Source organism: Rhizobium sp. RCC_161_2, from assembly GCF_041355235.1.
GTDB lineage: Bacteria > Pseudomonadota > Alphaproteobacteria > Rhizobiales > Rhizobiaceae > Rhizobium.
The window spans coordinates 196,195-216,608 of sequence record NZ_JBFUPL010000005.1 but is presented as its reverse complement, the minus strand read 5'-3'; the positions used below and the strand labels follow the sequence as shown (position 1 = coordinate 216,608).

21 protein-coding genes are annotated in these 20,414 nt (G+C 62.7%); 7 read left to right on the top strand and 14 right to left on the bottom strand.

Translation table 11 applies throughout. From position 1 onward, the window contains the following. The first annotated feature begins 27 nt into the window (after nt 1–27). On the top strand, nt 28–843 hold the full coding sequence (locus AB6803_RS15500) for a class II glutamine amidotransferase (RefSeq protein WP_371109709.1): 816 nt from the start codon (nt 28–30) through the stop codon (nt 841–843). Here AB6803_RS15500 and coaBC read toward each other — a convergent pair. Then, nucleotides 830–2,041, bottom strand: a complete 1,212-nt coding sequence (coaBC, locus tag AB6803_RS15495; protein ID WP_371109708.1) for a bifunctional phosphopantothenoylcysteine decarboxylase/phosphopantothenate--cysteine ligase CoaBC — start codon at nt 2,039–2,041, stop codon at nt 830–832. The genes AB6803_RS15500 and coaBC overlap by 14 nt on opposite strands. 169 nt (nt 2,042–2,210) lie before the next feature. On the opposite strand from coaBC, the gene AB6803_RS15490 reads away from it, so the two are divergent. After that, nucleotides 2,211–2,657 (top strand): ester cyclase, encoded by a 447-nt coding sequence (locus AB6803_RS15490; protein ID WP_371109954.1) that lies wholly within the window; start codon nt 2,211–2,213, stop codon nt 2,655–2,657. 78 nt (nt 2,658–2,735) lie between these two features. Here the strand turns inward: AB6803_RS15490 and AB6803_RS15485 are convergent, their stop codons facing one another. Further along, a complete protein-coding gene (locus AB6803_RS15485; RefSeq protein WP_371109707.1) occupies nt 2,736–3,500 on the bottom strand; it encodes an SDR family oxidoreductase in 765 nt (254 codons plus the stop codon). A gap of 118 nt (nt 3,501–3,618) precedes the next feature. Between AB6803_RS15485 and AB6803_RS15480 the strand changes: the two genes are divergently transcribed. Then, nucleotides 3,619–4,524, top strand: coding sequence for a LysR family transcriptional regulator (locus AB6803_RS15480; RefSeq protein WP_371109706.1), 906 nt, complete (start codon nt 3,619–3,621; stop codon nt 4,522–4,524). Here the strand turns inward: AB6803_RS15480 and AB6803_RS15475 are convergent, their stop codons facing one another. Beyond that, a complete protein-coding gene (locus AB6803_RS15475) occupies nt 4,525–5,400 on the bottom strand; it encodes a LysR family transcriptional regulator (protein WP_371109705.1) in 876 nt (291 codons plus the stop codon). Between the two features lie 97 nt (nt 5,401–5,497). Between AB6803_RS15475 and AB6803_RS15470 the strand changes: the two genes are divergently transcribed. Together AB6803_RS15470 and AB6803_RS15465 are read left to right on the top strand one after the other, a co-directional pair. After that, nucleotides 5,498–6,781, top strand: coding sequence for an MFS transporter (locus AB6803_RS15470; protein ID WP_371109704.1), 1,284 nt, complete (start codon nt 5,498–5,500; stop codon nt 6,779–6,781). A 15-nt stretch (nt 6,782–6,796) separates the two neighbouring features. Further along, a complete protein-coding gene (locus AB6803_RS15465; protein ID WP_371109703.1) occupies nt 6,797–7,198 on the top strand; it encodes a VOC family protein in 402 nt (133 codons plus the stop codon). Here the strand turns inward: AB6803_RS15465 and AB6803_RS15460 are convergent. The 9 genes from AB6803_RS15460 to AB6803_RS15420 form a co-directional block, all read right to left on the bottom strand. After that, complete coding sequence (locus tag AB6803_RS15460) at nt 7,195–7,590, bottom strand: type II toxin-antitoxin system VapC family toxin (RefSeq protein ID WP_371109702.1); 396 nt, start codon at nt 7,588–7,590, stop codon at nt 7,195–7,197. The two genes, AB6803_RS15465 and AB6803_RS15460, sit on opposite strands and share 4 nt — an antisense overlap. Beyond that, nucleotides 7,587–7,829, bottom strand: coding sequence for an antitoxin (locus tag AB6803_RS15455; protein ID WP_371109701.1), 243 nt, complete (start codon nt 7,827–7,829; stop codon nt 7,587–7,589). Before AB6803_RS15455 ends, AB6803_RS15460 begins: the two co-directional genes overlap by 4 nt. Nucleotides 7,830–7,897: 68 nt before the next feature. After that, entirely contained in the window at nt 7,898–8,575 is a 678-nt protein-coding gene (locus AB6803_RS15450; RefSeq protein WP_371109700.1) for a spermidine synthase, read from the bottom strand. A 70-nt stretch (nt 8,576–8,645) separates the two neighbouring features. Continuing rightward, nucleotides 8,646–10,307, bottom strand: a complete 1,662-nt coding sequence (locus AB6803_RS15445) for a urocanate hydratase (protein WP_371109699.1) — start codon at nt 10,305–10,307, stop codon at nt 8,646–8,648. 204 nt (nt 10,308–10,511) lie between these two features. Continuing rightward, complete coding sequence (locus tag AB6803_RS15440) at nt 10,512–10,841, bottom strand: cold-shock protein (RefSeq protein WP_371109698.1); 330 nt, start codon at nt 10,839–10,841, stop codon at nt 10,512–10,514. A 15-nt stretch (nt 10,842–10,856) separates the two neighbouring features. Beyond that, a complete protein-coding gene (locus tag AB6803_RS15435; protein ID WP_371109697.1) occupies nt 10,857–11,957 on the bottom strand; it encodes a DUF917 domain-containing protein in 1,101 nt (366 codons plus the stop codon). Nucleotides 11,958–11,961: 4 nt separating this feature from the next. Then, on the bottom strand, nt 11,962–13,236 hold the full coding sequence (locus AB6803_RS15430; protein WP_371109696.1) for a Zn-dependent hydrolase: 1,275 nt from the start codon (nt 13,234–13,236) through the stop codon (nt 11,962–11,964). Further along, nucleotides 13,236–14,633, bottom strand: a complete 1,398-nt coding sequence (locus AB6803_RS15425) for a dihydroorotase family protein (RefSeq protein WP_371109695.1) — start codon at nt 14,631–14,633, stop codon at nt 13,236–13,238. Before AB6803_RS15425 ends, AB6803_RS15430 begins: the two co-directional genes overlap by 1 nt. Before the next feature lie 15 nt (nt 14,634–14,648). Further along, the gene (locus tag AB6803_RS15420; RefSeq protein ID WP_371109694.1) at nt 14,649–16,232 is read right to left on the bottom strand and encodes an aromatic amino acid lyase; all 1,584 of its coding nucleotides are present in this window, start codon (nt 16,230–16,232) and stop codon (nt 14,649–14,651) included. A gap of 221 nt (nt 16,233–16,453) precedes the next feature. Between AB6803_RS15420 and AB6803_RS15415 the strand changes: the two genes are divergently transcribed. Further along, nucleotides 16,454–16,786 carry a DHCW motif cupin fold protein gene (locus AB6803_RS15415; RefSeq protein WP_047461858.1) on the top strand — a complete coding sequence of 111 codons (333 nt, stop codon included), beginning with the start codon at nt 16,454–16,456 and terminating at the stop codon, nt 16,784–16,786. A 66-nt stretch (nt 16,787–16,852) separates the two neighbouring features. On the opposite strand, the gene ubiB is transcribed toward AB6803_RS15415, so the two are convergent. Both ubiB and ubiE read right to left on the bottom strand, forming a co-directional pair. Then, nucleotides 16,853–18,427 carry a 2-polyprenylphenol 6-hydroxylase gene (ubiB, locus tag AB6803_RS15410; RefSeq protein WP_007702710.1) on the bottom strand — a complete coding sequence of 525 codons (1,575 nt, stop codon included), beginning with the start codon at nt 18,425–18,427 and terminating at the stop codon, nt 16,853–16,855. 62 nt (nt 18,428–18,489) lie between these two features. Then, a complete protein-coding gene (ubiE, locus tag AB6803_RS15405) occupies nt 18,490–19,266 on the bottom strand; it encodes a bifunctional demethylmenaquinone methyltransferase/2-methoxy-6-polyprenyl-1,4-benzoquinol methylase UbiE (RefSeq protein WP_371109693.1) in 777 nt (258 codons plus the stop codon). 247 nt (nt 19,267–19,513) lie between these two features. Here ubiE and mutM point away from each other — a divergent pair, with 247 nt between their 5' ends. Continuing rightward, the gene (gene mutM / locus AB6803_RS15400; protein ID WP_371109692.1) at nt 19,514–20,404 is read left to right on the top strand and encodes a bifunctional DNA-formamidopyrimidine glycosylase/DNA-(apurinic or apyrimidinic site) lyase; all 891 of its coding nucleotides are present in this window, start codon (nt 19,514–19,516) and stop codon (nt 20,402–20,404) included. Nucleotides 20,405–20,414: the final 10 nt, after the last annotated feature.

The window sequence follows — 20,414 nt, the reverse complement described above, 5'->3', positions numbered from 1 at the left end:
GCCAGCGGGAATTGGAGAAAAAGACATATGTGTCGCTGGGCAGCCTATCGTGGAGACCCCCTCTATCTGGAGGAGCTGGTGTCTTCGCCTGCCCACTCCCTGATCGAACAATCTCATTGCGCTACGCGCGCCAAGACGGCGACCAACGGCGACGGTTTCGGCATTGCCTGGTATGGCGACCGGCCGGAACCGGGCCGCTATCGCGATATCCTGCCGGCCTGGTCCGACTGCAATTTGAAGAGCCTGGCGCGACAGATTCGCTCGCCGCTCTTTCTCGCCCATGTCCGCGCCGCGACCGGAGGCGGCACGCGGCGCGACAATTGCCACCCCTTCGTGCATGAGAACTGGGCTTTCCAGCACAACGGCCAGATCTCCAATTTCGACCGCTTGCGCCGGCCGATGGAAGCCATGCTCGACGATCACCTGTTTCAGGCTCGCAGCGGCACGACCGATTCCGAGCTGATGTTCCTGCTGGCGCTGCAGTTCGGCCTCACGACCAACCCGGTCGCGGCCATTTCAGAGACCATCAGCTTCGTCGAGGGTCTGTCGGTGCATCTGACCGGTTCGGCGCTGGTGCGCTTCACGGCTGCCTTTTCCGATGGAAAATCGCTGCATGCAGTGCGCTATGCCACCGACCGCAAGGCGCCGACGCTCTATGCCTCGCCGGTCGGGTCAGGCTATTGCTTGGTGTCCGAACCGCTGAACGACGATGTCGATGCCTGGACGGAAATTCCGGATGGAAGCGCCGTTTTGATCGACGACATGGGCGTGCACATCACGCCCTTCCAGCCGGAAAAGCGCAGCTCGGCCGTACCCCAGACGGCTGCCGCTATCCCTGCCTGAATTGTTCGGCGATCAGCGCCGCCAGCCGCGCCGCCACCTCGTCCTTGTCGAGGTCGGGCCATTGCTCGACGCCGTCATGACGGACGAGCTTCACACGGTTGCGCGTGCCACCCATGATACCGGTTGAGGGCGAGACATCGTTGGCAACGATGATGTCGGCGCCCTTGCGCTCCAGCTTTGCCTTGGCGTTGTTCTCCACATCCTGCGTTTCGGCAGCAAAGCCGATGACGAGCTTCGGCCGCTGCGTATGATGGCCCACGGTTTTCAGGATGTCGGGATTTTCGGTGAGTGCCAGCGTCGGGATGGATTCGCCCGGATGCTTCTTGATCTTCTGGTCGGCGGCTGATGCCACCTTCCAGTCGGCGACGGCGGCGACCATCACGGCGATATCTGCCGGAAGGGCTGAGAGCACGGCATCGCGCATCTCGTCTGCTCGCTCGACATGGACGACGCGCATGCCGGTCGGATCGGGGATGGTGACGGGGCCGGAAACGAGGGTGACATCGGCGCCGAGGGCTGCGAGCGCCGAGGCGATGGCATGGCCCTGCCGGCCCGATGAGCGGTTGGCGATATAGCGCACCGGGTCGATCGGCTCATGCGTCGGACCCGAGGTGACCACGGCTTTCCGGCCAGCAAGCGGTCTTGCTCCATCATCCAGCCGCATCTCGACGGCGGCGACGATCTCCAGCGGCTCGGCCATGCGGCCGGCGCCGGCCTCCTTGCTTTCCGCCATCTCGCCGACCATGGGGCCAACAAAGCGGACGCCGTCGCCCCGCAATATCTCGACATTGCGCTTCGTTGCCGCATGCGCCCACATTTTTGGGTTCATCGCGGGCGCCACAAGCACAGGCCGGTCGGTGGCGAGCAGGATCGTCGAGGCAAGATCATCCGCAAGCCCGTTCGCCATCTTCGCCAGCAGATCGGCGGTGGCTGGGGCGATCAGCACTAGGTCGCAGTCCCGCGCCAGCCGGATATGGCCGACATCCTGTTCGTCCTGCCGCGAGAACAGGTCGGTGAAGACATGGTCGGCCGCCAACGCGCCAACGGCAAGCGGCGTCACGAATTGCTGGGCGCCCGATGTCATGACCGGACGGACGGCAGCGCCGCGTTCGCGCAGCCGCCGGATGAGGTCGAGGCTCTTATAGGCCGCGATGCCACCGGAAATGATCAGAAGAATACGTTTTCCCGCAAGAACCATGGCTTGAGCCCGCCGCTTGTTTTTATGCCCATGAGCCTAAGCCTTTGGCAGACAATAGGCAATCGCCAGTCGTGGTCAGCCGGAAATCACGGCTTTGTCATTTGCGACGCTTCGTCGGGTCGGCGAGCATTGGCGGAAAGTTCGCCAAAGGAGTAAAGCCTTGAAACTGATGAAGGTCGTGATGATCGCTCTACCGATTCTGGCCGCAGCCATGCCGGCCTTCGCCGAGCGCGCCTATTCGCCGGAGGAGCAAAAGAACAAGGAAATCGTTCTGGATTTCTACCAGAAGGCGCTGAATGACAAGGACTTCGATGCCGCTTCAAAATATCTCGGCAAATATATTCAGCACAACCCGCTTGCCGCCGATGGTCCCGAGGGCCTGCGCGGCTTCATCGAATTCCTGAAGAAAACCTATCCGCATTCCAAGAGCGAAATTACCCGGGTAATGGTCGATGGTGACTATGTGATCCTGAGGGTCCACGCCATTCGTGAACCCGGCGACAGGGGCAGCGCTATTGTCGATATTTTCCGCGTCGAGAACAACAAGATCGAGGAGCATTGGGACTCGGTCCAGCCGATCCCGGAGAAGTCGATGAACACGAATACGATGTTCTGAACGGATAGGCCGCGAGAAGGATCCGCGGCCTGTCTTTATGCATTCATGCCGCCCGCGATGAGCGCGCCCTGAAAGCGGTCAGGTCCGGGTGATCGAGACGCCGCCATCGACCAGCGACGCGGTGCCGGTGACAAAGCTCGCATCGTCGGACGCAAGATAGAGGACCGAGCGGGCAATCTCTTCGGGACCGGCAACACGCTTCAGCGCATGCAGATTGGTCACGAAAGCCTGCTTGTCGGGCGTATCGTTCATCTCGCGATACATGTCGGTGTCGACCGCGCCCGGCAGTATGGCATTAACGCGCACATTCTGCGGACCGAATTCAGCGGCAAGTGTCTGTGTCAGGCCGATCAGACCGGATTTGCTGGCGGCATAGGCGGCGACACCCGGGAAGCCGACAGTATGGCCGACAAAGGTCGAGGTGAAGATCACCGAACCACCACCGTGCTTGACCATTTCGCCGATCTGATGCTTAGCGGCTAGGAAAGAGGCAGTGAGATTGATCGCCAGTGCTTCGGCAAAGCCTGCCTCCGAAACCTCGGTGCTGGGGCCTGCCTCGCCGAGTGTGCCGGCATTGTTGAAGGCGATGTCGAGCTTGCCGTAGCGCTCGACCGCAAGCGTGACCAGCGCCTTGTGATAGTCTTCGGAGCGCACATCGCCGGCCAATGCGGCTGCGTCACCGCCGGCGGCCTCGATCTCGGCAACGAGGCTTTCCAGTTCGGCTCCGCGACGAGCGCCGACGATCACTTTTGCACCTTCAGCGGCGAAGAGCTTGGCGGTGGCGCGGCCGATGCCGGAGCTGGCGCCGGTGACGATTGCGACTTTTCCATTCAAGCGATTCATTGTTCGATCTCCTGTGTGAGGACGGTCCGTTGTCTCGTCCGATGCAGGCAAGATGGTCTTTTTCAATCGTTCGGATTAGTCTGCAAGTCATGGAACTCGAATTCGGGATTGCCGAACGATGCTCAAGATTGAAGGGCTCACTGCTTTTGTAACAGTTGCCGAGGCGGGATCGATCAGCGAGGCTGCCCGCCGGCTGCGCCTGTCGAAATCCGTCGTCAGCGAGCGGCTGGCGGAGATGGAAAAGACGCTGGGTGCCACGCTGCTGCATCGCACGACGCGCAAGTTGACGCTGACGGAGGACGGCACCGTATTCCTGGAGCGGGCGACGCGGATCGTACGCGAGGTGCGTGAAGCCGCGGCCGATCTCGCGGAACGGCGTGGCACGCTTGCCGGGCCGCTGCGGATCGCCGCCCCCGTCACCTTCGGCCGCATGCATCTCGGCCCGGCGCTCTATCCCTTTCTGGCCGCCCATCCCGAGATCGAACTGACGCTCGAACTCGACGACCGCCGCGTCGATGCTGCGTCCGATGGATACGACGCGATCATTCGTCATGGGCTGATTGCCGATTCCCGTCTCGTCGCCTGGCCGCTCGCCCGCAGTCGCCGGCTTCTCGTCGCTTCGCCTGACTATCTGGCACGGCATGGCCTGCCTGCCTCGCCATCCGATCTCGAAAACCACAGGGGGATCTTCTACACCAATCGCGGTGTCGCGGACTGGCGTTTCCAGGGGCAGGAGGGGGCAGTCGTCGTCAGAGGGAAATTGGCGCTCGGCATCAACAATGGCGATGTCTCCCGCGATGCGGCGATCGCGGGGCTGGGCATTGCGCTGTTGCCGGCCTTCATCGCCGGTCCGTCCGTCAACGAGGGGCTGCTTGTCGAAATCGATGTCGGCTGCCGGCCGGAGCCCGAATTCGTTTTCATGGCGCATCCGGAGGGGCGCAATCCCTCCGCGAAGCTGCGCGCCATCGCCGATCACCTGAAAAAGGCATTCGGTGATCCACCCTATTGGGATACCTTGAGATAGTCAGGCAATCAGGCTCATCAGATTGGCCGCGACCGGCGAACGCTGCGCCTTCAGCACCGCGAGCCCGAGCCGCGCCACCAGCGGCGGCCCGTCGATGGGGCGGTAGGTGACGCCGTCGAGCTTGATCTGGGCGATCGAGGCGGGAACGATGGAGACGCCGAGATTGGCGGCGACGAGATTGACGACCGAGGGGATTTGCGGCGCCTCCTGCGTCACCAAGAGCTCGAAACCGGCGTCGCGGCAGGCGGCGGCGATATCGTCATAGAGGCTCAGCCCCACCATGCGGGGGAAGAGGATGAAGGGCTCTTGCGCAAGCGCCGCGATCGGCACGCGGTCCTTCTCGGCGAGGGGATGATGAGCGGGCAGGGCGATCAGCATCGGCTCGTCGTCGAAGCGTTTGAGGCGGACGTTGCGCGGGTCTTCCAGGCCGGGGCGAATGAAGGCGGCGTCGATCTCGCCGCGCATCAGCCGCTCTGTCAGGGCATTGGTGTTCATCTCGGTCAGCGACAGACGCACCTGCGGCCAGCGGTTGCGGAATTCGCGGATGGTCGAGGTGACGATCGTGTTGAAAGCGGAAGACGCGGTAAAGCCAAGCGACAGGCGGCCGATCTCGCCGCGATTGGCGCGCTGGGCAGCAAGCTTGGCCTTTTCCGCCGCATCCACAGCCAGCTTGGCCTCGACCTGAAAAGCCTCGCCCGCCGCTGTCAGCTCCGCGCCATGCGGGACACGGTGAAACAGTGCCGCGCCGACTTCGTTTTCGAGGTCGCGGATCTGCTGGCTGAGCGGCGGCTGGCCGATGCCGAGCTTGGCGGCGGCGCGGGTGAAATTTCCCTCATCCGCCAGCGCCAGAAAATAGCGGATATGTCGCAGTTCCATCGCTATCTCCAAAAACTATTGAAATCGTCTGTTCCATATATTGGACTAATGACGTCGGCTTGGCTAGATTTGTGGGCAAGAAAGGTTGTGTGCCCTCATGTCCCGCGCCGTCCAGACGGAAGATCTTGTCATCTCCGAAGTCCCCTCCCGCCCCGAATTGAAACTTGTCGATACCGAGCCGCATTCAGAGGCCCGGCAATTCCTGACGCGCGGCACGCGGCCTTTCAGGCGTGCGACGATCGCTCTGTTCCTCTCCGGTTTCGCGACATTCTCGCTGCTCTATTGCGTGCAGCCGCTGATGCCGATCTTCGCCGAGGATTTTGGGGTGACGCCGGCGGCAAGCTCGCTGTCGCTGTCTCTCTCGACCGGTTTCCTCGCCTTTGCGATCTTCTGCGCCGCCGCCGTTTCTGAAAGCCTCGGCCGCCGCAGCCTGATGTTCATTTCGCTGCTGGGCGCTGCCCTTTGCACCATTGCCTGCGCCGTCGCGCCGAACTGGCAGACATTACTGGTGTTCCGCGCACTGGAAGGATTCCTCCTCGGCGGCGTGCCGGCGGTCGCCATGACCTATCTCGCCGAAGAGATCGATCCGCGTGGCCTTGGCGGCGCCATGGGCCTCTATATCGCCGGCAATGCCTTTGGCGGCATGGCCGGCCGTGTGGTCACGGGTACGATCGCCGAACTCTTCACCTGGCGGCCTGCGCTTGCCGCTGTCGGTGTGCTCGGGCTGATCGCCGCTACCGGCTTCCTATTCCTGCTGCCGCCATCGCGCAATTTCACCCCGCGCAAGGGCTTTGATGCCGCCTTCCATATTCGCGCCTGGGCCGGTCACTTCCGCAATCCGGCGCTGCCGCTGCTCTTCGCCATCGGCTTCCTGGTCATGGGCTCCTTCGTCACGGTCTATAACTATGCCGGTTTCCGGCTGGTGGCCGATCCCTATGATCTCAACCAGACAGAACTCGGCCTGATCTTCACCGCCTATCTCTTCGGTATCGTCGCCTCGTGGCTCGCCGGTCTGCTCGGCGATCGTATCGGCCATTTTGTCGTGCTGCCCGCTGGCGTACTGGTGACTGCGCTTGGCGCTGCCGTCACGCTCGCCACGCCGCTGCCGTTGGTCATTCTCGGCATTATCCTGGTGACCATCGGCTTCTTCGTTACCCATTCCGTGGCCAGCGCCCTGGTCGGCCGGCTTGCAAGCGGGGCCAAGGGGCATGCATCGTCGCTCTATCTGCTGGCCTACTACCTCGGCTCCAGCATCGCCGGCTCGGTCGGCGGCTATTTCTGGCTTGCCGATGGCTGGTCGGCCGTGGTTGCCTTCATCCTCGCCATGCTGGCCATATGCCTTGTCAGCGCCTTTGGGGTGGCAGGGCTGGCTCGCCGCTAAGGACGGAGATTGAGAATGATCCGCATCGACCATCTCGATCATCTGGTACTGACGGTCGCCAGCATCGAGGAAAGCTGCGCTTTCTACGCCCGCATCCTCGGCATGGGCGTGGAAACCTTCGGCGAGGGCCGCAAGGCCCTGACCTTCGGCAGTCAGAAGATCAACCTGCATCGGGCGGGGCACGAGTTTGAGCCGAAGGCCAAGCGCCCGACACCGGGCTCCGCCGATCTCTGCTTTATCAGCGAGACGCCGCTGAGCGATGTCATCGCCCATCTGACAGCAGAGGGCGTCGTCATTGAAGAAGGCCCGGTCCGCCGCACCGGCGCAACCGGCCCTATCCTCTCGGTCTATTTCCGCGATCCGGATGATAATCTGATCGAGGTTTCCAGCTATCTCGGTGCGAACGACGGGCTCTAAGCCGTCTCCCAATCCTCGACGCGCAGATTTTTGACGCGCTGAAATTCCTGAACATTGTGCGTTATCAGGATCAGGTCGCGGGCCACCGCCTGGCCCGCGATCAGCACGTCATAGGCGCCGATCGGCGTGCCGAGGATGGCAAGTGTCGCCCGAATTTCGCCTGCCTTGCGCGCATCCTCCCTGTCGAAATCCAGTGTCTCGAATTGCAGGGCATCGACACGCGCCAGATTGTCGACAACGCGCTGGCCTTTATAGGCGCCGTAAAACAGCTCGTGCGCAACGATCGCCGGAATGGCGAAATCCTGAGGCTTGTGTTTGCGGATCTCCACTACGAAGCCGGGATTGCCTTTCATCAGCGCGATGACGGCATTGCTGTCGAGCAGATACTTCACTTGAAAATATCCAGCTCCGGGCGCTCCTGCTCGACCGGCTGTTCAGTCGTCGCCTCGGCAAAATCCTGGTCGACGGGACCAGTGACTGTCTCCAGCCAGTCCCAATCCTCGACGATCGGCTCCAGGATGATCGCCTGTCCCTGCCGCCGAATGCGTACTGCATCCGTATCGAAGCGGAATTCCTTCGGCAGACGCACGGCCTGCGAGCGGCCGGACCAGAAGATTTTTGCAGTGTCCATGCCATGGCTCCTCTTGAGATATGACATTGATATATAGCAATTGGGTGGTTATTTCAATGCGGTGGTTTCTACCGCCCCGCCTTCACCGCCAGCCAGATGACATGCCGCGCACCGCTCTTGCCGTTGGCGCGGGTGTTGATCTCTTCGACGGTAAAGCCGGTGTCGCGCAGTCGACGGGTGAAATCCCGGTCTGGGCCGGATGACCAGACGGCGAGGATGCCGCCGGGGCGCAGTGCGTCATGAGCGGCCTTCAGGCCCTTGAAGTCGTAGAGGCCGTCATTGGCCTCATGGGTAATGCCATCGGGTCCGTTGTCGACATCGAGCAGGATGGCGTCATAGGTCGCCTTGCTGGCACGGATCAGCGGACGGACATCGCCCTCATGGATGACGACACGCGGATCGTCGAGGCAATTGTCGAAGACAACGGCCATCGGCCCGCGCGCCCAGGCGACGACCGCCGGAACCAACTCCGCGACGGTGACCTTGGCATCACCGCTCAATTCACCGAGGGCGGCGCGCAAGGTAAAACCCATGCCGAGACCGCCGATCAGGATATGCGGTGCGGCCCGACCTTTGATCTTCTCGCAGGAGAGCGTGGCAAGCGCCCGCTCCGAACCGCTGAGGCGGCTGTTCATCAGCTCATTGGTGCCGAGCATGATCGAAAACTCCTGGCCGCGCTGCTTCAGGCGCAGCTCGCCGCCGCCATTGGGGATTTTCGCGGTATCAAGCAGGGTCCAGGGGATCACGGGCAACTCTTAAAGGTCGTTTCGAATTGCCCGGGACCATAGTCGTTCGTACTCTGTAAGAACAGATGCCCTATCCAAGCCGAATATAGGGCACATCTTTCTTCGCCACTTCGTCCAGCGCCTCTTCATAGCCGGCATCGGCATAGCGCATGACGCCGAGCGCCGTGTCGTTGGTGAGCGCATGGTCGAGCCGCTCGTCGGCGTCTGCCGTGCCGTCGGCAACGACGGTGACGCCGCAGCTCGTCATATAGCCGGCATAGCCGCCGCCGCCGGAATGGATGACGACAAGGTCGGCCATGGACGAGCACAGCATCATGGCGTCGATCAGCGGCCAGTCGGCAATGGCGTCGGAGCCGTCCTTCATGCGCTCGGTCATGATATTCGGATGCGCCATGGCGCCGGCGTCGAGATGGTCGCGCGAGAAGGCGACCGGGCCCTTGAGTTCGCCGCTCGCCACCAGCTCGTTGACGCGGCGGGCGAGGTCCGTGCGTTCGCCGTGCCCGAGCCAGGCGATCCGCGCCGGTAGGCCCTCGAAGGGCACATGCTCTCGAGCAAGCCTGATCCAGTTGGTGATGATTTTGTTATCAGGGAACATTTCGAGCAGCAGATCGTCGATACGCGCGATATCGCTTTCCTCGCCCGACAGCGCCATCCAGCGGAAGGGGCCGATGGCGCGGGCGAACAGAGGCCTGAGATAGGCTTCGGTGAAGATCGGGATATCGAAGGCGTTCGTGACACCGCCTTCCTTTGCCTGAGTGCGGATCAGGTTGCCATTGTCGAAAACCTCAGCACCTTGTCTCTGGAAATCCAGCATGGCTTTGACATGCTCGACGATCGAGGCGCGGCTGGCGGCCATCAGCTGGCCCTGGCCGTCGTCGCGCAGATCCTTGACCTGGGCAAGGCTCATGCCCTTCGGCACATAGCCGTAGACGAGGTCATGCGCCGAGGTCTGGTCGGTGACGATATCGGGCACGATGCCGCGCCGGGCGATCTCGGGATAGATCTCTGCCGCATTGCCGACGAGGCCGACTGAGAGTGCTCTTTTGTCCTTCACCGCCGCATCGATCATCGCCAGTGCCGCATCGAGGTTCGGCGCGATCTCCTGGAGATAGCCGATCTCCTGCCGCTTCTTCGCACGCTCCGCATCGATATCGACACAGAGGATAGCAGCGCCCGCCATACGGCCGGCCAGCGGCTGCGCACCGCCCATGCCGCCGAGCCCGGCGGTCAGCACGAAGCGACCGAGCAGGTCGCCGCCGAAGCGGCGTTCGGCGATCCGCATGAAGATCTCATAGGTGCCCTGGATGACGCCCTGACTGCCGATATATTGCCAGGCGCCGGCCGTCAGCCCGCCCCAGCAGATCAGGCCCTTGCGCTGCAGCTCGTAGAAGACTTCGGCTTTTGCCCATTGTCCGACGATGTTGCAGTTGGCCATGATCACCAACGGCGCCTTGGCATGGGTGCGAACGAGGCCGATCGGCTTGCCGGACTGGATCAGCAGAGTCTGATCCTCCTCCATCTCAGTCAAAGCCTTGACGATGCCTTTATGTGCCGCCCAGTTGCGCGCCGCCTTGCCGAGTGCTGCATAGACAATGAGATTGTCCGGGTCCTCGCCGACGGAGAGCACGTTTTCCAGCAGCCGCAGCAGCGCTTCCTGCCGCCAGCCCTTGGCGCGCAGCACCGGGCCGCCCGGAATGGGGAATTTCGGATGACGTGGATTGGCTTTCGGCATGATTGCTCTTCCCTGTTGTTTGGTGGTCTCTCCTTCTCCCCGCCGGGGAGAAGGTGGCCCGAAGGGTCGGATGAGGGGGCGGTGCGGCATATGCCGTCTTCGCTTGCCGCTCAGACGTTCGCTCCTTCGTCGCTCACCCCCTCATCTGTCCTGACGGACATCTTCTCCACGGCGGGGAGAAGAGGATTGCTCTTCAATACTCGTTCATTTCGGCGGCAGGCCTTCGACGAAGTCCAGCGCGGCAAGTAGTAGCCGCTTGCGCAGCATGTCGTTGCCGTAGGCTTCCGGCCCGGCGCGCACCCAGCCCTGCATTTCGCGCGGGCCTAACAGCATGGGCTTGATATCAGACAGTTCCAGTGCCCAGCTGTCGTTGCCCTTGCCGAGGCGCACCAGCATTCCGTCTTCGCGCGCGCCGCAGAGCAGATGGCCATTGAGCAGAAAGGCCCAGCCGCCGAACATCGTTTTTTCGCTGAGTCCGGGCCTTTGCCCGAGATCCTCTCTCAGCAATTCCTCAAGACCTGCGTCGCGGGCCATCTGCGCCTCCTGATGTCAACCTTTCTGGCCGGCCAGTGCGTATCTGGCGATCTCGATCCCCATCGCCTTTTCGACCGAGGGGTAGACTGTCGGATCAAGGACGCTGGCCGAGAGCGGGATGATATCCATCGGCACATGCAGGATGAAGACATGCATGCCCTCGTGCAGCTGGCCGACGCTCAAGGGTTCACCCTCCGGCGACAGCGTGGTGATGACCGAGGGGAATGTCGCCAGGCGCTTACCATCGGTGTCTTCGACCGCCATGTATTCGTTCATCACATGCATGGTGACGGCCTTGTCGCCGGCGCCGACCGTGATGGTGCCGATATCGAAGGCTTCCTTGGTGTAGACGACATCCTTTCTGGCGATGACGCCTTCGGCAAGGATATGCCCGCCAGTCGTCTTGCAGATCGCGTCGATGACGGCACTGCCGCCCTTCTTTTCGGCGTCGATGATCGCTTCGCCAAGCGCGAGCGCCATGGAGATCCCGCCGAGTGCTGCATGGGTGCGGACATAGGAGGCCCGTAGCGGATTGCGGCAGGAGGCGATGAAGCCGCCGGACTGATCGGAGGCGGCGCGCAGGATCGGAGAGATCTTCGCCGTCGCGCCCTTCACTACCAGCTCGATATAGCGGTTTTCGGCGCGATTGCCGCCGACGGCGGTCTGGATCATCTGTTCGGGCGAGCCCGCCATGCCGATCGAGCCCATGTCGCCGGTCGGATGCGCGCGGATGTCGCCGACCGCATCCACAACCTTGGTGCCGAGAATGGCAGAGGGCAGCCAGCCGTTCAGCGTCGAGGACTTTCCATTCTGGCCGATGATCAAGCCGGAAAGCTTTTCGCCAAGCTCGTCCTGCAGCAATTGCACGGCCTTCACATAGTCGATGCCCTGCATTTCCCAGGGGGTCGTGGAGGCCGGCGCGCCGATGGCGGCAGCCGTCGCGATCCAGTCGGTATCATTGAGCTCGTCGATCGACACCAGCTCCGGCTTTCCGACATTGACGGCGGCATAGCCGAGCATGCGGCCGTGATCGGCCCAGCCGCCGCCGCCGGCGGCATAAACGGAGCCGCCCTTGACGGCTGCTTCGACATCCTTGGCTACGAGTATGCGTCCCATCCGGCTACTCCTGGCTGGTTTTCTGCAGGTTCTTGTCCATGTCGCGCACGGCTTCGAACAGCACGGCGGCGCCCATGGCGATATCGTCATTTTCGGCCCATTCGTCGGCACAATGGCTGCGGCCTTCCTTGCAGGGCACGAAGATCATGGCTGCCGGCGCCACCTTGGCAACCCAGGCGGTGTCGTGGCCAGCGCCAGACGCCATGCGGCGGTGCTTGGCTCCGACCGTCTCGCAGGCACGTTCCAGCGTTTCGAGCAGGCCGGCATCGCCGGGCGTCGGGAAATTGTCGGAGACGCGGACAGGCGGCTTGATCGTTACCCCGTAAGCCTCGGCTATCTTTTGTACGGCGCCATCGATCCAGGCCAAAAATTGTTCCATATCGCTGCGGATCTCCGCGCGCCCGTCGATCAAAAGCACGACCTTGGAGGGAACGACATTGGCGGCATTCGGCTCGATGCGGAATTCGCCCACCGTGGCCGCGAAATGACCCGGCGTCTTCGCCTGCTCTGTCGCTTGGCTCCGGATATCGAGCACCAGTTGCGAGGCGGCCACCAGTGCGTCGGCGCGGCGTCCCATCGGCGTGGTGCCGGCATGGTCGGCACGGCCCTCGACGGTGATCTCGATGCGGGTGATACCGGCAATGGCGGTGACGATGCCGATATCCTTGTTTTCGGCTTCGAGGATAGGCCCTTGCTCGATGTGCAGCTCAAGGAAACCGGCAAGATCGGGACGCTTCTGCGCGAGCAGCGTCGCCGGATCGCCACCGACCTCGGCAATGCCCTGCGCGAGGTTGCGGTCGCCGCTCACGCGCGTCAGCCACGCCTCCGGCAATTGCCCGGTCATCCCGCGACTGCCGATGCAGGAAACGCCGAAGATGCTGACTTCCTCGGCAAGGAAATCGACGATCTCCAGATCGTGATCCAGCTGAATATCCTGATCCTTCAGGGAGCGTGCGACTTCCAGCGCCGCGATCGTGCCGGCAATGCCGTCGAAGCGGCCGCCATCGGGTACGGTGTCGGAATGCGAGCCGACGAGGATGGTGCCGAGGCCGGGCCTTGCGCCAGCGCGCCGGCCGATCAGATTGCCGGCGGCGTCCATCCGGGTCTCCAGCCCTGCCGCCTTCATCCGTGCGTCGATGTAAGCACGGCCTTCCAGAAACAGCGGCGAAAAGGCGCGGCGCGTCCAGGGGTGATCCGGCTCGGTGATCTTGGCCAGCGCGTCGATATCCTCGGCGATGCGATCGGCGTTGACGGGCAGGTTGCGCTTCGGTTGGTTCATCAGGCAGTCTCTCCAGCAATATTCTGGCCGGCAATAATCTGACGGGGAAGCGGGCGAACGAATTTGCCGCCGCCCGGCTCGGCCAGCACTTTGTTTTTGTCAGTAATCTGTTTGCCCCTGAGATAGGTGGCCGACACCGTCCAGGGCAGACGGATGCCGTTATAGGGGCTCCAGCCAACGATATTGTTGCCGCTCGAGGCGGCGTCATAGATGGTTTCGCGCGGTTCCAGCACGACGATATCGGCATCCTTGCCCGGCGTCAGCGCCCCTTTGATATGGTCGAGGCGAAAGTGCTTAGCCGGGTTCTCCGCCATCAGCTTCGCCGCCCAGGTGAGCGGCACGCCGCGCTCCAACGCGCCCTTGACGAAGAGCGGCACCATAACTTCCAGCCCCGGTACGCCGGAAGCGTTCGCCAGCATGTCCGGATTGGTCTTGCGGTTTTCCGACCAGCTGACATGGTCGGTCGAGACCAACCAGACATTGCCTTCCGCCACCTTGCGCCACAGCGTCTCGACTTCGGCGCGCGAGCGAATCGGCGGGTTGATCTTGGCCTTGCCGCCAAGGCGCTTCACGTCGTTTTCCTCGTCCAGCGTCAGGTAGTGGATGCAGCACTCCACCGTCGCCTCGAAGCCGTCGCGGCGATAGGCGCGGGCGATGTCATAGCCGCGTCCGAGCGAGCAATGCACCACATGCGCCGGGCAGCCGGTATTGGCGCCGGTCTCGAAGATCGTGTGCATGGCGAGCAGTTCGGTGATCGGCGGACGGGAGAGGCCGTGAGCGCGATAGTCGGTGACGCCGCTCGCCTTTACCTGCTCCATATAGGTTCGAACCGCTTCGTCATCCTCATTGTGCACGCCCGCCGTCAGTCCGGTCGGGGCGATCGCTGCAAAGCAGGCGTCGAGCAGGGCAGGGGGAATGCGCGGGAAACGCTTGGGGTCCGTGCCGAAGGTCGAGAACTTGAAGGCCGCAACGCCGGCCTCGACCATCTCGCGGATTCGCGCAGGCCCTTCTTCCGGGTCGACCGTGCCGTAGAGCGCGAAGTCGACGCGCGCCTGCGGCGACGCATGATCGACCTTCTTCTTCACGGCTGCCGCCGAGCAGACGAGATTACCCTCGTCATAGGGCATGTCGACGATGGTGGTGACGCCGCCGGCGGCGGCAGAGCGTGTCGACCAGATGAAATCTTCCTGATCTTTCTGGGAGAGCGAATGCACCTGGGCGTCGATCGCGCCGGGCAGGATCAGCGCTTTCCCGAGCAGATGCCGCTCGCGTGCTTGCGGCGGCACGCCGATGCCGATCTCGGCGATCTTGCCGTCGCGCACGGCGACATAGCCCTCTTCCACGATGCGGTCCGGCAGAACCACCGTACCCTGCAGAACGAGATCGAAGTCAGCCATACCCATTCTCTCCGTTCAGATTGTTACTGTATCGCGATAAAGCCGTTCTTCGACCCGTTCCAGTGAACCGAGGGCGAAGAAATCATCATAGGCGAGGATCGGCTGATGGGCGATCATCTCGGACACGAAGGCCTCGGAGCCCAGCTCCTCCTCGATCGCCTCGACCTCGGCCGACAGCGGCCGGTCGACTTCATAGAAGTCGGCATGTTTGCGCACGACATCGTAGAGCATCCGGGCAACCCCTTCCGGCTTGTCGCCGAGAATGTCTATCGCCTGCGCCGAGAGCAGGGCTTCCAGCGCCGCAAGGCGTTTCAGCGCCCGCATCTGCCGATCGAAGCGTTCGATGACCAGCGGCAGGAAGGCGGCCTCGTCCTCCATGCCGCCGGCCACCACCAGCGACTGCGCCGAGACCGGATTGGACATGGACAGCACTCGCGAAAAGATCTCGCCGGCAAGCTTGATGATCGGGCCGAAGCCGGTGGCGATCTTGCCTTCGGGCACCAGATTGACCGGCAGGCCACGCCGCTGGCCGTTGCCGAGCAGGACGCAGTGGTTGAAGGCATTGCGTGCCGCATGCGCCATGCAGATGACGGCGGCTTCGAGCAGGATGGTGACGTCGAGCGGCAGCGAGCCGCCGGAGGTCATGACGCGCCCGTCGACGATGACGGGATTGTCGTCGGAGCGGCCGGTCGCCGCCAATATCTTATGGCCGGCGGTCAGGAGATTCTCGATCACCGCGCCATAGACCTGGCCGATCATGCGCAGGCTCAAGGGATCCTGCACGTGTGTGGCGACCGGCCATGGCCACTCGTCCGAAGCATTGCAGAGCCATGCGCCGATCAGGGCTTCCCGCGCCGTGCCGACATGGCGCACCGCATACCAGGGATCGCGCGAGGCGCCGAGCGCGCCTGCCGCCATCATGCTGGTTGCCAGCAGGACCCGGATCGAGGAGGCGGCGTTGCGGGTGGTCTCGGCGGCGGCCGCGAAGCTGACCGCGTTGACGCTGAGCGAGGCAAGGCTGTCGCGCGGCAGCATCTTCACCGGCTCGATGCCGGCAGCGGTAAAGGCATCGGCCGCCTGCATGCGCCGGCCGCGATAGACGGCCTCGCCGACCCCGGTCAGCACCGCGCCGATCTGGCCCATCAGGCCGATATCGGCGCAGCCGATCGAGCCGGTGCGGCGAACGACAGGGATGACGTCGGTATGCAGAAGCTGGAGATAGGCGTCGATCAGACCCGGCGAGCAGCCGACCTTGCCGGTCAGCGCCGTGTTGACGCGGATCGCCATGGCATTGCGCACAACGGACATGGAAAAAGGTGCGCCGGTTCCGAAGTGATGGGCGCGCACCAGGCCGAGATTGAAGGCGTCAAGGTCTTCCGGCGACCACTCCACATCCTTCATCGCCCCGACGCCTGTGGTCGAGCCGTAGACGGGCATACCGGACTGGATCGTGCTTTCGAGAACCTCGCGCGCCACGTGCACCCGCGCCATGCCGCTTTCCGATGCCGTCGGTATTACGGCGCCCGCGCCGATCCGCATCAGATCGCTGAACCCCAGGGGGTGCCCGGTGAGTTCGATGCCGGCCTTCTGACGCTCCATCTTCGCTGTTCTCCTTTTCCGCAAGGCTATGCGAGCATCATCGACAATGGGATATCCCAAATGATGAACACCTATTATTCCGGGCATGAAAAGCACGGGCAAAATATGCTGGGGCACAGTCAAGCACGCATTATAGCTGAAAGTGGAGTGCAGGATTGACCAATAGGTTCCGCAACGGTTTTGATATCGAATCACCTATCCAATCTCAGAAGATCAGCAAGATGAAAATCCCGGAACTCGCTTTCACCACAACGAATTGGGATGAGGTTCCCGCGACCCGGCACGAGGGCGAGAGCGGCCATGCGCTCTGGCGAACCTTAAATATCGGCGATATCCGCGTCCGGGTCGTCGAGTACACGCCCGGCTATGTTGCCGACCACTGGTGCGATCGCGGCCATGTCATCTATGTGCTCGAGGGAGAATTGATCTCGGAGCTGAAAGATGGGCGGGTCTCGGTCCTGACGAAGGGCATGGGCTATCAGGTGTCCGATTTCGGTGATGCCGCGCACCGCTCGTCAACCAAGACAGGCGCCAAGCTGTTCATCGTCGACTAGCGCATCGGTTAGGGCGACTTGAGCCGACAGCGAGCCGCGGCCCCAATCCAGGGCCGCTGAGACGGGTTAGCTCAGGTGCCAGGCCAGATAGAGCAGCGAAAGCGCGATGATCCAGAGCGCCAGGCGGCCGGACCGGCTGTGCTTGGCCTCCGCCTTGCCGATCGCCTCGGCGGTCTGCGGGTCGAAACGCACGCCGTTCTCGCTCATATGCAGCAGTTCGTGATGGAACTTCTCGGTCTTGGCGGCGATTTCGGGGATAGCCTCCGCAAGCTTCACGGCCGCTTTCAAACCGTCCTTGAGGTCGGTTACGATGCGTTTGGGTCCGAGATTGGTGCGGATCCAGTCACCGACGACAGGCTCGGACGCCTTCCACATGTTGAAACGCGGATTGAGCATGCGTGACACGCCCTCGACCACGACCATGGTCTTTTGCAGCATCACCAGCTCCGGCCGCGTCTCCATGTCGAAGAGTTCGGTTACTTCGAAGAGCAGCGTCAGGAGCTTGCCCATCGAGATCGTCTCGGCCGGCTGGCCGTGGATCGGCTCGCCGATGGCGCGGATCGCCTGCGCGAAACTCTCGGTATTGTGATGCGCCGGCACGTAACCGGCCTCGAAATGCACTTCAGCGACGCGGATATAATCGCGGGTAATGAAGCCGTAGAGGATTTCGGCGAGGAAACGGCGTTCCTTCTTCCCGAGCCGCCCGACGATGCCCATGTCGACGGCAACGATCATGCCCGTGGCATCGACGAAGAGATTGCCGGGATGCATATCGGCATGGAAGAAGCCGTCGCGCAGCGTATGCCTGAGAAACGACTGGATCAGCGTGTCGGCAAGCGTATTGAGATCGTGGCCGGCGGCCTTCAGGCCCTCGACGTCGGACATCTTGACGCCGTCGATCCACTCCATGGTGATGACGTCGCGGCCGGTGCGCTCCCAATCGACCTTGGGGACGCGGAAGCCCGGATCCTTCTCGGTGTTCTCGGCGATCTCGGATAGCGCGGCCGCCTCCAGCCGCAGATCCATCTCGACCTTGGTCGTCTGCTCCAGCGTCCGCGTCACCTCGACGGGCCGAAGCCGGCGGCTCGACGGCAGGAAACGCTCCTGCAGATGGGAAACGAGGTACATCGCCTGGATATCGTTGACGAAACGCTGGCGCACGCCGGGCCGGATCACCTTGACGGCAACGCGCTTGCGGCCCTCTGGTGTTTCGACTTCGGCCGGATGCACCTGTGCGATCGAAGCGGCTGCAATTGGTTCGCCGAAGCTGACATAAAGCTCATCGATCGTCCGGCCAAGCGAGCCCTCGATCGATGACTTTGCCGCCGCATGCGGAAAGAACGCCATGCTGTCCTGCAGCTGCGACAGGTCGTTGGCCATGTCGACGCCGACGACGTCGGGCCGCGTGGCCAGGAACTGGCCGATCTTCACATAGGAAGGCCCGAGACGCTCGACGGCCTTGGCGAGCCGGTCGCTGCGCGCCTGGCTCTTGGCGCGCTTGCGGGCGAACATGCCGACGAAGGATTTGGCAAGGCTGACGGAGGGCGGCAGGCCTTCCGAGGGAAGCGAAATGACCACGCCTTCGCGCACCAGCACCCAGCCGACCCGGAGAAGGCTGAAATATGCGTTGAAAGCACTCATCGGGTCTCAAAATCTCGCAGGCTGCCAGCCGGAAACCGCGTCACATCTTTCGGTATCATGCGTCAGAGCTTCCAGCCGGAGTGCAGGGCGGCAATACCGCCGGTATAATTGGTGAAGTTCACGCGCGAAAAGCCGGCCTCGCGGATCATCGTCGCGAAATCCTGCTGGTTCGGGAATTTGCGGATTGATTCCACCAGATACTGGTAGGGCTCGGCGTCGCCGGTGATCGCCTTACCGAATTGCGGAATGGCATTGAAGGACCAAGCGTCGTAGACGCGGTCGAGCAGCGGCAGGTCGACCTCGGAAAATTCCAGCACCAGCAGCCGGCCGCCGCGCTTCAGCACGCGATAGGCTTCCTTCAGCGCCACGTCGATGCGCGGCACGTTGCGGATGCCAAAGGCGATCGTATAGGCGTCGAAGGAGTTGGGCTCGAAGGGCAGTTCCTCGGCATTGGCCTCGACGAAGGTGAGGTTGTCGGTCAGCTTCTTCTTCGCCGCGCGCTCGGCACCGACGCCCAGCATCGAGCCGTTGATGTCGAGCACGGTCGCATGCGCCAGCCGGTTCGAGGCTTCGACGATGCGGAAGGCAATGTCGCCGGTGCCGCCGGCGACATCGAGAACCTTGTAGCTCGGATCCTTGCGCGGATTGAGCGCCGAAATCATAGCGTCCTTCCAGGCCCGGTGCAGGCCCATGGACATGACGTCGTTCATGATGTCATAGCGCTTGGCAACCTTATGGAACACCTCGTTGACGAGGCCCTGTTTCTCGCCATCGGCCACCTCGCGGAAGCCATAGGATGTTTCCATGCCGCCATCGGCGGAGGTGCGGCTTTCTGCCATCAGCTCAACTCCGTTACACTACAGCGCCGCGCGTCATATGCGACGCGCAAAGGTCGCTGTAGCACTTTAAATCTGCTGCATAATTTTATCCTTAAATCGATCCCGATTTCAGGAATTATGCAGTATTCAGCGGCGGACCATAGCGAAATCGCGTTTGCCACGCTATCTCATCAGCCAGGTGACCGGCCGCAATGCTCTTGGGCTATAGCCCAGATCATAAGCGGTTGAAACATAAAGATGGATAGAGATGCCGGAATTACCAGAGGTCGAAACCGTCAGGCGCGGGCTTGCTCCTTCCATGGAAGGGGCGGTGCTCGCCGCGCTGGAACTGCGGCGCAACGACCTGCGCTTTCCCTTTCCGGCCGAGTTTTCACGCCTCGCCTCCGGCCGCGGCATCACGTCGCTGTCGCGCCGCGCGAAATATCTGCTGATCGATCTCGATGACGGCATGACCATCATCGCGCATCTCGGCATGTCCGGCTCCTTTCGCGTCGAAAGCGGCGCGGTCGCGGAGACCCCGGGCGAGTTTCATCACCCGCGCTCCAAGGACGAGAAGCACGATCACGTCATCTTCCATCTGACGGGTGCCAACGGACCTGCGCGCGTCATCTATAATGATCCTCGCCGCTTCGGCTTCATGGATATTGCCAGGCGCGCCGATCTCGCCAGCCACCCGTCCTTCCGCGATCTCGGCCCCGAGCCGACCGGCAATACGCTGAGCGCCGACTATTTGGCCGAGCGCTTCTCGGGCAAGGCGCAGCCGCTGAAAAGCGCACTGCTCGACCAGAAGAACATCGCCGGTTTGGGCAATATATATGTGTGCGAGGCGCTATGGCGTTCGCATCTGTCGCCGGTGCGCGCCGCCGGCAGTTTGGTCACCAAGGCCGGAAAGCCGAGCGGGGAGTTGCTTCGATTGGTCGAGGCGATCCGTGAGGTCATCGCCGACGCGATCGCGGCCGGCGGCTCGTCCTTGCGCGACCATATTCAGACGGATGGCTCGCTTGGGTATTTCCAGCATTCCTTTTCGGTCTACGACCGCGAGACCCAGCCTTGCGGCACGCCCGGCTGCGGCGGTACGGTCGCCCGCATCGTCCAGGCGGGGCGCTCTTCTTTCTATTGCGCTTCCTGCCAGAGCTGATTGACCGGAC